Raw genomic sequence first — 12,375 nt, forward strand, 5'->3', positions numbered from 1 at the left:
CCGGGGTCCGGTGATGAGGTCCGTCACGCCCGCGACCCGGGGTGACGCATTTCCGAAGCCCGATGGGGAAGATGACACCCGGCGTACGGGTTGACCGAGGAGCGCCGGTCGTGCGGGACGGCATCAACCGTGACAGAGGGAGCGGACGTGGCGGATCAGCACATCGGTGTCGGTCGTCAGCGAGGTGCCCTACCGTGGCCCCGGCCCCGCCGGATCGCCACCCTGTCGGTGCACACCTCGCCGTTGCACCAACCCGGCACCGGCGACGCGGGCGGCATGAACGTCTACATCCTTGAGGTCGCCCGCCGGCTCGCCGAGGCGAACGTCGAGGTGGAGATATTCACCCGGGCCACCTCCGGGGACCTGCCGCCGGTGGTGGAGATGGCCCCCGGGGTGCACGTCCGGCACGTCACCTCCGGCCCGCTGGAGGGGCTGACCAAGGAGGAACTGCCCGGCCAGCTCTGCGCCTTCACCGCCGGGGTGCTGCGCGCCGAGGCGGCCCGCCCGCCGGGGCACTACGACCTGATCCACTCGCACTACTGGCTCTCCGGCCAGGTCGGTTGGCTGGCCAAGGAGCGCTGGGGGGTGCCGCTGGTGCACACCGCGCACACCCTGGCCAAGGTCAAGAACGCCCAGCTCGCCGCCGGTGACCGGCCGGAGCCGAAGGCCCGGGTGATCGGTGAGGAGCAGGTGGTCGCCGAGGCCGACCGGCTGGTGGCGAACACCCGGGTGGAGGCGACCGACCTGCTCGGCCGCTACGCCGCCGACCCGGCCCGGGTCACGGTCGTCGAACCCGGGGTGGACCTGGACCGGTTCCGCCCCGCCGCCGGGGACCGGGCCGCCGCGACCCGCGCCGCCCGTCGCCGGCTGGGCCTGCCCACCAACGGGTACGTCGTCGCGTTCGTCGGCCGGATCCAGCCACTGAAGGCCCCCGACGTGCTGGTCCGCGCGGTCGCGGCGCTGCGCGAGCGGGACCCGGACCTCGCCGACGAGGTGACAGTGGTGATCTGCGGTGGCCCGAGCGGCAGCGGCCTGGACCGGCCCACCTCGCTGATCGAGCTGGCCGGCTCGCTCGGTGTCGCCGACCGGGTGCGTTTCCTGCCGCCACGTACCGGTGACGACCTGCCGGCCCTCTACCGGGCCGCCGACCTGGTGGCGGTGCCCTCGCACAACGAGTCGTTCGGCCTGGTGGCCCTGGAGGCGCAGGCCTGTGGCACCCCGGTGGTCGCCGCCGCCGTGGGCGGCCTGGTCACCGCCGTCCGCGACCAGGTCAGCGGCGTGCTCGTGCCCGGCCACGACCCCACCGACTGGGCCCGTACGCTGGCCCGGCTGCTCCCCGACCGGGCGGGTCGGGAGGCGTTGGGCCGGGGGGCCGCCCGGCACGCGCGAGGGTTCTCCTGGGACCGCACCGTGTCCGGGCTGCTCGCCGTCTACGGCGAGGCGGTCACCGAGCACCGGCAGCGGTTGGCGGCCCGGCTGGCCGAGGGGCCGGCACTCACCGGCTGCTCGTGGTGACCCGGGCCACCAATGCGCCGTCCGGTGGGCTCGTCAGCCCGGCCGTAGAGTGGGTCCGATGAGCGCGAGAAGCGAGCTGGCGGCCCTGATCGAGTCGGTCTGCACCGAGCGGGAGCTGGAGTGGGAAGCCACCGGCGAGGGCTCGTACGCGGTCACCCTCCCCGGCACCCACAAGCTCAAGACGATCTGCAACCTGATCGTCGGAGAGCACGCGCTGCGGGTCGAGGCGTTCGTGATGCGTCAGCCCGACGAGCGGCGCGAGGAGCTGTGGGCGTGGCTGCTCCAGCGCAACGCCCGGATGTACGGCGTCGGGTTCTCGATCGACGCGGTGGGGGACGTCTACCTCACCGGCCGGGTCAACCCGTCCGGGGTCGACGCCGACGAGCTGGACCGGCTGTTCGGGGCGGTGCTCAGCTATGCCGACGAGTCCTTCGACACCATGCTGGAGATCGGTTTCGGCAGTTCCATCCGTCGGGAGTGGGAGTGGCGGGTCAAGCGGGGCGAGTCGACCGCGAACCTCGCCGCCTTCGCCCACCTCTTCACCCCCTCCGCCGGAGGTTCGGACCGGTCCTGACGGGTATGCCGCACCGCTGCGGCGCGGCAGTGTGGGACCCGCCGCAGGCCGAGGACGGACTGTCGAGGAGCGTGTCATGGCTCAGCGGAACAGCTCAGGTCGCGGCGCGACGGCGACCAGGACCACGCGTCAGGCGGGTAACCGGACCCCGAACACCCCGGGCATCTCCGAGTCGGAGATCTCCCGGATGAGGGTGGACGACATCCGGGGTCAGTTGCGCCGCCGGGGGGTCTCCGGGATCTCCGCGCTGCGCAAGCCGGAACTGGTGAAGACCCTCGTGCGGACGCTGCGCTCGGAGGGCCGGGGCGGCGCAGCCCGACGCAGCACCGGCCCGTCCGGCCGGGCACCAGCCAGGAAGATTGCCGGCGCGTCGACCGGGGCCGCCAAGGGCGCCCCGGCCCGACGGGGCACGTCGGCACGGGCCAAGGCGGCCCCCGCCCCGGCGCGCAAGACCACCCCCGCGCGCAAGGTCACCCCGGCCGCGTCCCGCCGGGCGGCGAGTTCCCGGGCGAATGCGACACCGGCCGCGCGGACGAAGGTGGCCTCCCCGTCCCGGGCGAGGGCGTCGGCCCGGTCGGGGCGGGCCGTCCCGTCGCGTCCGGGCACGAAGGCGGCCCCGACGAAGGCCACCGCCCGATCCTCTGGCGTCCGTACCGGGCGGTCGACCTCCCGGTCGGTGCGCTCGGCGCAGCTCATCTCCTCTCCGGCCGACCGGCCGGAACGTCCCGGGCGCAGCCTGGTCACCACCCATCATCAGGTGATCCGGAACTGGGCCGCGGCCCGGGGGGCCAAGCCGGCCACCATCGCCGGCACCGAGCGGAACGGGCGGCCGGGCGTGCTCACCTTCGACATCCCGGGCTACCGGGAGAGTCGCCGGGTGCAGGTGATCAGCTGGGACGACTGGTTCCGGACGTTCGACGGTCGCAAGCTCAATCTGATCTTCCAGGAGCAGCTGCGGGACGGCCGGCAGAGCAACTTCTTCCGGACCGAGTCACCCGATCGGGAAGACGGCTGAGACGTTTACCGGAATGGCTGCCGGGTAGCCGAGTGTTGGCAGTCACGAGACCCGGAACGGCAACACCGCAGCTGGGACGGTCGGTGTTGTGACCGGCGAGACAGTGCTCGCGGGTTGTATCCGGAAACCGGGCGAACTAACTTTATTGCACCGCGCCACGCTCGGAAACGTTCGGGGGAGCGGCGGATCGATCAGATCCGTGCACCGAGCGAGGCGCAAATCGGGTGGAGCACGCCGTTGGGGGACGGTGCCACCCGGAACCGGCGGCGCGAGCGGGCGACGCTTACGGGGGTGAGGGTCGCCCGCCGCCGCCGGGCAGGCGGTACGAGCGCCCATCCGCGACTTCGGTCGCCGGTGGGCGCTCTGCCGTTTTCCGCCTGCCGTTTCCGCTCTCTGCGAACCCTCAGCGGCCCACAGGTGCAGAAAGGCCCACCGTGGCCCGGCATGACCCTTCGTCGTGCCCGGCCTTGCCCGCGCCCCGTCGCCCGCGCCCCGTCGCCCGCGGCCGTCGCCCGCGCCCTGTGGCCCGTCGCCCGGCTGCCCCACTGCCCTTCGCAAGATCGCGCTCGATCCACGATGTAGTGGCCTCGGCGCTCTCCGACACCACTAGATCGTGGATCCAGCACGATCATGGCTTGCCTCCGTCGCCGCACCCTGGGCCGGAGTGGGCGGTGAGCCCCGTAGTCGTCGTCCCCGGTCGTCGGCGCGCCCTGGTCGTCGAGGAGGCTTGGTCGTCGAGGAGCCCTGGACGTGGACTACTGCGTCGACCAGGCTCGAAGGGTGATGGGCCGTCGGCGGGCGAGGGGATACGGCTGACCCGTTGACAGTGAGCGGGCGCAGCTCGTAGACCAGCCGGACCTGAGGGGTGGGCCGTGCGTCCTTTGGAGCTGATGACGTCAACGATTCAGCGAGGCGTGCCCGGCCGCCTACGAGTGAGTCGTCAACGTCATCAGCTCCAAAGGACGCAGATGAGGTACCGGACCGGGCATCGGGACTTCAGCTACGGATGTGAGCCGGGGATTCAGTTCGGGTGCGGGGTCGGGGGCGGAGCCGGGATGCGGGCTGGGGGCTCAGTTCGGGTGCGGAGTGGGGGCGAGCCGGGGATGCGGGACCGGATCGGCTCAGCGAGGTGCGGTGGCGGCGGCTTCGGGGGCCTGGGGGACCGGTGACGCCACAGCGGTGACCGGCACGATCGGCTGGGCTGGACTGCGCAGTTGGGTCGCCCGGCGTTCCCGGGCCGGCCCGGAGAGCAGGTGGGCCAGCGCGGTCGCCAGGCCGATCACGACGCAGCCCAGCCAGAGCGTGACGTCGCCGGCGTGCTCCCGGACCACCCCGCCGAGCACCGGGGCGACCGCGCCTGCCACCTGCCAGGACAGCGAGAAGACGCCCTGGTAGCGACCCCGTAGCTCGGCCGGGGAGAGTTCGGCGATCAGGGTGGCGTTGGACGGGGAGTTGAGCATCTCGCCGAGCGTCCAGATCAGCACGGTGAATCCGAAGAACCAGGCGGTGTCGGCGAGCGCGGTCAGCCCGAAGCCGATGCCCGTCACCACCGAGGCGAGGGCTAGCACGTGCGACCGGCTCCGCCCCCGGATCCACCGTGGGACGAAGAGTTGGCCCGCCACGATCAGCACCCCGTTGAGTGCGATCACCGAACCGTAGGTGGCGGGGGAGAGCCCGGCGTCGCCCATCGCGATGGGCAGCATCGAGATGTGCTGGAGGAAGACCAGCGCCCCGAACAGGTTGAGCACGACGAAGCCCAGGAACACCCGGTCGCCGGCGATGGTCCGCAGCGCGCCCGCCGCGGGTGGCCCACCGACCTGGACGGAAGCACCCTTGACGACCGGACCGCCGCCTCGACCGGGGCCAGGTCGCGCCGTGGTCGTCAGGGCGCGTCGGGTCTCGCCCACCCGGACGAAGACGATCAGCGCGGTGACCAGGGTGGTGGCCGCGTCGACCACGAAGAGCAGCAGGTAACCGGCCTCGGCGGCCAGCCCGGCGAGCACGGCGGCACAGGCGAAGCCCAGGTTGATCGCCCAGTAGTTGAGCGAGAACGCCCGCAGCCGGTCCCGTTCCGGCACCACGTCGATCATCATGGCCCCGAAGGTCGGCCTGGCGGCCTCGGCGAACATGCCCAGCAGCAACGCGCCCACCGCCACCGCCCAGAGCGGCCGGGCGAAGCCGAGGGCCAGCATCATGGTGGCCGCGCCCAGGTGGGCGGTGAGCAGGGTGGGTCTCCGCCCCCACCGGTCGGCGAGGGTGCCGCCCACGGTGGTGCCGACCGCGCCGCCGACCCCCCACAGGCCCATCACCAGTCCGGCCTGGGCGGCGGAGAAGCCGCGGGCCTGGGTCAGGTAGATGGCCAGGAAGACCAGCACGAACGAGCCGAGCCGGTTGATCAGGGTGCCGACCCAGAGGTACCAGAACGTCCTCGGTAGTCCACCTGTGGTCTCCCGGAACCAGCCCCGTACGCCGCGCACGCCCGTCCCCCGCTCAGGTAATGACCGATTTCCTTGAAGCGCCTTACAACCTAGTTTCGGGGTCCGACACCGGTCACCGGGTTTTCCACGTGGTGGTCGTCACCACCACTGCGCGCGTGTCCCCGCGCCACGTGCGGCAGGATGATCGGCATGACTGCGAGCGAGGGGCCCACCGTCGGGACGCTGGTCCTGCTGCGGCACGGCGAGAGCGACTGGAACGCGAAGAACCTCTTCACCGGCTGGGTCGACGTCGACCTGACGGCCAAGGGTGAGGCGGAGGCGCGCCGCGGCGGCGAGTTGCTGCGCGAGCACGGCCTGCTGCCGGACGTGGTGCACACCAGCGTGATGCGCCGGGCGATCCGCACCGCCGAGCTGGCGCTGAACGCCGCCGACCGGCACTGGATCGCGGTGCGCCGGTCGTGGCGGCTCAACGAGCGGCACTACGGCGCCCTGCAGGGCAAGAACAAGAAGCAGACCCTTGACGAGTACGGCGAGGAGCAGTTCATGCTCTGGCGTCGCTCGTACGACACGCCGCCACCGCCGATCGCCGACGACGACGAGTTCTCGCAGGTCGGCGACCCGCGTTACGCGCTGCTGCCGAGCGAGCTGATGCCGCGTACCGAGTGCCTCAAGGACGTGGTGGAGCGGATGCTCCCCTACTGGTACGACTCGATCGTGCCGGACATCCTCGCCGGCCGGACGGTGCTGGTGGCGGCGCACGGCAACTCGCTGCGCGCCCTGGTCAAGCACCTCGACCAGATCTCCGACTCGGCGATCGCCAAGCTGAACATCCCCACCGGCATCCCGCTGCGCTACGACCTCGACCCGCAGCTGCGCCCGCTCACCCTGGGTGGGGCCTACCTCGACCCCAACGCCGCCAAGGAAGCCGCCGCCGCGGTCGCCAACCAGGGCCGCTGAGCCACGCGGAAGGGCTCCCCATCAGCGGATGAACCCGCTGCCGGGGAGCCCTTCCTCCGCATCGGCCCCGTCGTGCCCGCCGCCGGGCCCGGTGGGTCCGGCGCGCGCCGCCGGCCGCCGGATTCAGCCAGCGGCGGGGGCGGTCTCGCCGGTGATCAGGTAGACCACCCGTTCACCGGCGTTCACCGCGTGGTCGGCGAACCGCTCGTAGAACCGGCCGAGCAGGGTGGCGTCGATGGCCGTCTCCACCCCGTACGGCCACTCGTCGCCGAGCAGCACGCCGAACAGGCTCTTGTGCAGGTCGTCCATCACGTCGTCGTCGCGGTCCAGCTCGGCGGCGATGTCGGCGTCGGGGCTGGCCAGCACCTTGCCGATCTTCTCGGCCATCCGGTCGGCGACCGATGCCATGTCGGTGAAGACCGGACGCAGCTCGGCCGGCACCGCCGGGGAGGGGTGCCGGCGCAGCGCGGTCTTCGCCACGTGGTCGGCCAGGTCGCCCATCCGTTCCAGATCGGCCGCCACGTGCAGGGCGGTGATCATCGCGCGCAGGTCGGAGGCGACCGGTGCCTGTCGGGCGAGCAGGTCGCAGACCCGCTCCTCGACGTGCTGGTAGAGGTTGTCGATCTCGGCGTCCCGCGCGATCACGGCCTCGGACGCCTCGCGGTCGGCGGTGAGCAGGCCTCGGGTGGCCTGGCGCATCGCGGCGCGCACCCCCTCCGCCATGTCCACCAGCAGTTGGCTGACAATCTGCAGGTCGGCCCGGAACTCGTCGCGCATCGTCACTTCCTGGGGTCGGTGCCGCCGGCAGCCCCGAGGACCGCCGGCGTACGGGTCGAGCAGGTGCGGGACCCACGGTAGGCGGGGGGCGACGGACCCGAGATGAACCCGGATGAACGGCACGGGGACCAAGAGTGAATTTCTCCCGAAGCGGGCGTAATTCGTCCTGTTATGGGCGATAGCCAGGTTAACAATGACCCTACGATCGCCGGGTGGAATGGGCGGTGGCGATCGTGGTGGCCCTGGTGACCGGACTGGTCGCCGGGCTGCTGCTGTCGGGGCCCGTCCGTGACTGGCGACGCCGCTCGGCGTCGTCCGGGGGCGAGGGCTCCCGCCGGAACCTGGGGAGGTCTGCGATTCCCGACGACCAGTCCGGCGGGCTCAGCGGGCTCGGCCGCAAGACCATCGACTCGCTGCGCGCCGGTGTGGTGGTGCTCGGCCCGGACGACGTGCCGGTGCTGGTGAACCCGGCCGCCCGGGCGATGGGACTGCTCCGCACCGGTGTCACCCCTGGTTCCATCGCCGCCCACCCGCTGATCCGTACCCTCGCCGGGCAGGTGCGGCGGACCGGGGTGCGGCGCGAGATCGAGCTGGACCTGCCCCGTGGTCGCGACAACGCCGGTGAGAACCCGCTCGGCGTGCACCTGCGGGCGATGGGGCTCGGCGGCGGGTACATCGCCGTCGAGGCGTCCGACGTCACCGAGTCGCACCGGCTGGCCCGGGTGCGGCGGGACTTCGTGGCCAACGTCAGCCACGAGCTGAAGACCCCGATCGGGGCGTTGCAACTGCTCGCCGAGGCGCTCGTCGACGCCACCGAGCCGACCGACGGGGCGCCGGAGCTCTCCGAGGACATGCTGGCCGCCCGCCGGTTCGCCGAGCGCATCCAGCACGAGTCGACCCGGCTCGGCCGGCTGGTGCAGGAGTTGCTGGAGCTGACCCGGCTCCAGGGCGCCGAGCCGCAGCCTGCGCCGGAGCCCGTCGCGATCGACTGGGTGATCGCCGAGGTGCTCGACCGGACCCGCACCTCGGCCACCGCCCGCCGGATCCAGGTGGTGACCGACGGCCAGCGGGGGCTCACCGCGTACGGCAGCGACAGCCAGCTCGCCACCGCCGTGTCCAACCTGGTGGAGAACGCGATCACCTACTCCGGCGAGGACACCACCGTCCAGGTCACCACCCGGGCGGACGACGACCACGTCACGGTCTCCGTCACCGACCAGGGCATCGGGATCGCCCCCACCGACGTCGACCGGATCTTCGAACGCTTCTACCGGGCCGACCAGGCCCGCTCCCGCGCCACCGGTGGCACCGGCCTCGGCCTGGCCATCGTCAAACACATCGCCAGCAACCATGGCGGCCGGGTGGAGGTGGCGAGCACGCTGGGAGGGGGTTCGACATTCACCCTCCGGCTACCCGCCGGCCCTCCGGACGACCTGGAGACGATACTGCCGTCCGCTGGTATCGAGCCCGGCCCGGCCGAACTCCGCCGGGCCTGACCGTACGAAAGGAAACACCCCGTTGAGCCGCGTACTGGTGGTCGAGGACGAGGAGTCGTTCTCCGACGCCTTGTCGTACATGCTCCGCAAGGAGGGCTTCGAGGTGTCCGTCGCCGCGACGGGCACCTCCGCCCTCACCGAGTTCGATCGGACCGGCGCGGACATCGTGCTGCTCGACCTGATGCTCCCGGAGATGTCCGGGACGGAGGTCTGCCGGCAGCTGCGACAGCGCTCGCACGTGCCGATCATCATGGTGACCGCCCGGGACAGCGAGATCGACAAGGTGGTCGGGCTGGAGATCGGCGCCGACGACTACGTCACCAAGCCGTACTCGCCCCGGGAGTTGGTGGCCCGGATCCGGGCGGTGCTGCGCCGGCAGAGCCCCGAGGTGACCGAGTCGGGTGCGCCGACGCTGGCCGCCGGCCCGGTCCGGATGGACATCGAACGGCACGTGGTGACCGTCGACGGCGCGGCCGTGCAGCTCCCGCTCAAGGAGTTCGAGCTGCTGGAGCTGCTGCTGCGCAACGCCGGCCGGGTGCTCACCCGGGGGCAGCTCATCGACCGGGTCTGGGGCGCCGACTACGTCGGTGACACCAAGACCCTGGACGTGCACGTCAAGCGGCTGCGTTCCAAGATCGAACCGGAGCCGTCCGCGCCCCGGTTCATCGTCACCGTGCGCGGGCTGGGCTACAAGTTCGAGCCGTAGGCCGGCGGAGCACCACGCTCAGCGCTGCGGGCTGGCCGGGTGCGGGGCGATCTGGCCCTGGCCCAGCCGGGCCGCGCACAGCTCGGCCAGCTTCGCGTACGCGGGCGCGCCGATCAGCGCGGTCAGCTCCGGGCCGTACGACAGGTACATCGCCTCGGTGCCGACGTGCGCGTCGGTCGACGAGGTGCACCACCAGTCCAGGTCGTGCCCGCCGGAGCCCCAGCCCCGCCTGTCGAACTCCGCAAGCGTCGAGACCAGCACCTTGGTGTCGTCGGGCCGGGTGGTCCACTCCTGGTCCCGGCGGACCGGCAGCTGCCAGCAGACGTCCGGCTTGTATTCCAGCGGGTGCACCCCGTCGCGCAGCGCCTGGCCGTGCAGCGCGCAACCGCCCCCACCGGGGAAGTCGGCGTCGTTGAGGAATACGCACGGGGCGTCCTCGCTGCGGGTGGCGGTACGCCGGGCCGGGTTCTTGCCGTCGATGGTGTCGGTCTCGGTCCAGTTCTTCGTACCCCGGCGGAAGTGCTGCCAGGTCTGCGGGGTGAGCCGCTTGACGGCGGCCCGGACCCGCTTCTCGTCGTCGGCGTCGGTGAAGAACGCGCCGTGCGAGCAGCAACCGTCGGCGGCCCGGCCGGCGACGATGCCGTGGCAGCCCCGGCCGAAGACACACGTCCAGCGGGACAGCAGCCAGGTGAGGTCGGCGCGGACCAGGTGCCGCTCGTCGGCCGGGTCGACGAACTCGATCCACTCCCGGGGGAAGTCCAGCCCGACCTCCCGGCTGCGGGGGTCGCCGGGGTCGTCCACCAGCACACGCAGCTCCACCTGGCTCGTCACCCGGACCAGGGTACGCGGGGTTGGTTACCCGGGCCGGCGAGCCGTGGAAACGTGTTGGCCCTAGGGTCTCCTCATGCGGCTGGGTGTGCTCGACGTCGGTTCCAACACGGTTCATCTGCTGGTGGTCGACGCCCACCACGGCGCGCATCCGTGGGCGGCGCACTCCGAGAAGGTGGTGCTGCGGCTGGCCGAGCAGATCGGCCCGGACGGCGCGCTCACCCGGGCCGGCGCCGACGGGCTGGTCGAGGCGGTCGGGGCGGCCCGCGCGTCGGCCACCGCGCTGGCCGCCGACGACCTGCTGGCCTTCGCGACAAGCGCGGTACGCGACGCCACCAATGCGGCCGAGGTGCTGACCCGGGTGCGCGAGGAGACCGGCGTACGGCTGGAGGTGCTCTCCGGCGCGGACGAGGCGCGGGCGACGTTCCTCGCGGTCCGGCGGTGGTTCGGCTGGTCGGCGGGGCGGCTGCTGGCGATGGACATCGGCGGCGGTTCGTTGGAGCTGGCCGCCGGCATCGACGAGGACCCGGAGGTGGCGGTGTCGCTGCCGCTGGGGGCCGGCCGGCTGAGCCGGGAACGGCTGCACGTCGACCCGGCGGGGTCGACACCGCCGACCGCCGAGGCCGTGGAGGAGCTGCGGGAGTACGTCGACGCGCAGCTCGACCCGGTGGTGGAGAAGCTGGCCGGGGTGGGCTGGGACCGTCCGGTCGCCAGCTCCAAGACGTTCCGGACGCTGGCCCGGCTGGCCGGGGCGGCCCCCTCCTCGGCGGGCCTGTGGGCCCGGCGCAGCCTCACCAGGACCGGGGTGCGGCAGGTGCTGGGGTTCGTCCGGCACATCCCACCGGCCAAGCTCTGCGAGCTGGAGGGGGTGAGCGCCGGCCGGGCCCACCAACTGCTGGCCGGCGCGGTGGTGGCCGAGGCGGTGCTGCGCCGGTTCGACGTGCAGGCGGTGGACATCTGCCCGTGGGCGCTGCGTGAGGGCGTCATCCTCAGACGGTTGGATCAGCTCGAACCGATGTGACGTACGCCGGGCGTTCCGCGGCTTTTGCGGTTGCTCGTCCGGAACTGCGGTGGCGGACCGGGCTACCCTCGGGGATGTGACTTCCCGCGTCCCGGTGCTCCTGTCCAGTTCCTCGGTCTTTCCTGAGCGGACCGCGGCGGCGTTCCAGCTCGCCGCGGCACTCGGCTACGACGGGGTCGAGGTGATGGTCTGGACCGACGCCGTCAGCCAGGACGCCGGCGCGCTGCGCGGCCTCGCCGCGCACTACGGCGTCCCGGTGCTGTCGGTGCACGCTCCCTGCCTGCTGGTCACCCAGCGGGTGTGGAGCCCCGACCCGTGGGAGCGGCTGCGCCGGGCCGCCGAGCTGGCCGACACCCTGGAGGCGCCGACGGTGGTGGTGCACCCGCCGTTCAGCTGGCAGCGTGACTACGCCCGCAACTTCGCCGACGGGCTGGACACCGTCGCCGGCCGGTTCGGCGGGGTGCGCTTCGCGGTGGAGAACATGTACCCGGTACGGATGGCCGGGCGGCAGTTCGTCCCGTACGTGCCCGGCTGGGATCCGACCGAGGTGGGCTACCCCTCGTACACGCTCGACCTGTCGCACTGCGCCGCGTCGCACAGCGACCCGCTGGCGATGGCCGACCGGATGGCAGCCGGCCTGGCCCACGTCCACCTCGGCGACGGCACCGGCGAGGGGCGCGACGAGCACCTGGTGCCCGGCCGGGGCACCCAGCCCTGCGCCGCACTGCTCCGCTCCCTGGCCGGCCGCGGCTTCTCCGGCTCGGTAGCCGTCGAGGTGACCACCCGGGGCGCCAAGAGCCGCGCCGTCCGCGAGGCCGACCTCCGCGAGTCCCTGGACTTCGCCCGCGCCCACCTAACCGCCCCCACCCCCCTCAACGCCTGACCCCCGGCTCCCCCCGGCCCCGGCTCCCCCCGGCTCCCCCGGCTCCCCCCGGCTCCCCCCGGCCCCGGTTCGCCCCGGTGATCAAGAGGTTTGCGTCATGTTCAGCCACAGATTTGACGTAAACCTCTTGATCAACTCGTGCGGGGGGCGGGGCGGGGCGGGGGG

General features: G+C 72.6%; 11 protein-coding genes. 8 read left to right on the plus strand and 3 right to left on the minus strand.

Annotation, left to right across the window (positions count from 1 at the left end; all coding sequences use genetic code 11):
• Positions 1 to 147 precede the first annotated feature (147 nt).
• From mshA to AC0AIB_RS25275, 3 genes are all read left to right on the plus strand, one after another.
• A complete protein-coding gene (gene mshA, locus AC0AIB_RS25265; protein ID WP_328342593.1) occupies positions 148 to 1,515 on the plus strand; it encodes a D-inositol-3-phosphate glycosyltransferase in 1,368 nt (455 codons plus the stop codon).
• Between the two features lie 58 nt (positions 1,516 to 1,573).
• Positions 1,574 to 2,089, plus strand: coding sequence for a type III secretion system chaperone family protein (locus tag AC0AIB_RS25270; RefSeq protein WP_328342595.1), 516 nt, complete (start codon positions 1,574 to 1,576; stop codon positions 2,087 to 2,089).
• Between the two features lie 187 nt (positions 2,090 to 2,276).
• Entirely contained in the window at positions 2,277 to 3,104 is an 828-nt protein-coding gene (locus AC0AIB_RS25275; RefSeq protein WP_465097613.1) for a hypothetical protein, read from the plus strand.
• 1,121 nt (positions 3,105 to 4,225) lie between these two features.
• Here AC0AIB_RS25275 and AC0AIB_RS25280 read toward each other — a convergent pair.
• On the minus strand, positions 4,226 to 5,581 hold the full coding sequence (locus tag AC0AIB_RS25280; protein ID WP_465097609.1) for an MDR family MFS transporter: 1,356 nt from the start codon (positions 5,579 to 5,581) through the stop codon (positions 4,226 to 4,228).
• A 150-nt stretch (positions 5,582 to 5,731) separates the two neighbouring features.
• Between AC0AIB_RS25280 and AC0AIB_RS25285 the strand changes: the two genes are divergently transcribed.
• Positions 5,732 to 6,499, plus strand: a complete 768-nt coding sequence (locus tag AC0AIB_RS25285) for a phosphoglyceromutase (RefSeq protein ID WP_328342597.1) — start codon at positions 5,732 to 5,734, stop codon at positions 6,497 to 6,499.
• Between the two features lie 123 nt (positions 6,500 to 6,622).
• Here the strand turns inward: AC0AIB_RS25285 and phoU are convergent, their stop codons facing one another.
• The gene (gene phoU / locus AC0AIB_RS25290; protein WP_328342598.1) at positions 6,623 to 7,276 is read right to left on the minus strand and encodes a phosphate signaling complex protein PhoU; all 654 of its coding nucleotides are present in this window, start codon (positions 7,274 to 7,276) and stop codon (positions 6,623 to 6,625) included.
• A gap of 212 nt (positions 7,277 to 7,488) precedes the next feature.
• Here phoU and AC0AIB_RS25295 point away from each other — a divergent pair, with 212 nt between their 5' ends.
• Together AC0AIB_RS25295 and AC0AIB_RS25300 are read left to right on the plus strand one after the other, a co-directional pair.
• On the plus strand, positions 7,489 to 8,772 hold the full coding sequence (locus AC0AIB_RS25295; protein WP_328342600.1) for a sensor histidine kinase: 1,284 nt from the start codon (positions 7,489 to 7,491) through the stop codon (positions 8,770 to 8,772).
• 22 nt (positions 8,773 to 8,794) lie between these two features.
• The gene (locus AC0AIB_RS25300; RefSeq protein ID WP_067314784.1) at positions 8,795 to 9,478 is read left to right on the plus strand and encodes a response regulator transcription factor; all 684 of its coding nucleotides are present in this window, start codon (positions 8,795 to 8,797) and stop codon (positions 9,476 to 9,478) included.
• A gap of 18 nt (positions 9,479 to 9,496) precedes the next feature.
• Here AC0AIB_RS25300 and AC0AIB_RS25305 read toward each other — a convergent pair whose 3' ends face one another.
• Positions 9,497 to 10,309, minus strand: coding sequence for a DUF3109 family protein (locus AC0AIB_RS25305; protein ID WP_465097610.1), 813 nt, complete (start codon positions 10,307 to 10,309; stop codon positions 9,497 to 9,499).
• 73 nt (positions 10,310 to 10,382) lie between these two features.
• Between AC0AIB_RS25305 and AC0AIB_RS25310 the strand changes: the two genes are divergently transcribed.
• Together AC0AIB_RS25310 and AC0AIB_RS25315 are read left to right on the plus strand one after the other, a co-directional pair.
• Positions 10,383 to 11,327, plus strand: coding sequence for a Ppx/GppA phosphatase family protein (locus AC0AIB_RS25310; RefSeq protein ID WP_465097611.1), 945 nt, complete (start codon positions 10,383 to 10,385; stop codon positions 11,325 to 11,327).
• A 76-nt stretch (positions 11,328 to 11,403) separates the two neighbouring features.
• Entirely contained in the window at positions 11,404 to 12,210 is an 807-nt protein-coding gene (locus tag AC0AIB_RS25315; protein ID WP_328342606.1) for a sugar phosphate isomerase/epimerase family protein, read from the plus strand.
• Positions 12,211 to 12,375: the final 165 nt, after the last annotated feature.

The sequence above is a fragment of the Micromonospora sp. DSM 43699 genome (genome assembly GCF_055517075.1).

What these genes read in the sequence shown, in the direction of transcription:
- AC0AIB_RS25270 (WP_328342595.1), top strand. Translation starts at nt 1,574, where the DNA reads ATGAGCGCGAGAAGCGAGCTGGCGGCCCTGATCGAGTCGGTCTGCACC.
- AC0AIB_RS25275 (WP_465097613.1), top strand. Translation starts at nt 2,277, where the DNA reads ATGAGGGTGGACGACATCCGGGGTCAGTTGCGCCGCCGGGGGGTCTCC.
- AC0AIB_RS25285 (WP_328342597.1), top strand. Translation starts at nt 5,732, where the DNA reads ATGACTGCGAGCGAGGGGCCCACCGTCGGGACGCTGGTCCTGCTGCGG.
- phoU (WP_328342598.1), bottom strand. Translation starts at nt 7,276, where the DNA reads ATGCGCGACGAGTTCCGGGCCGACCTGCAGATTGTCAGCCAACTGCTG.
- AC0AIB_RS25310 (WP_465097611.1), top strand. Translation starts at nt 10,383, where the DNA reads ATGCGGCTGGGTGTGCTCGACGTCGGTTCCAACACGGTTCATCTGCTG.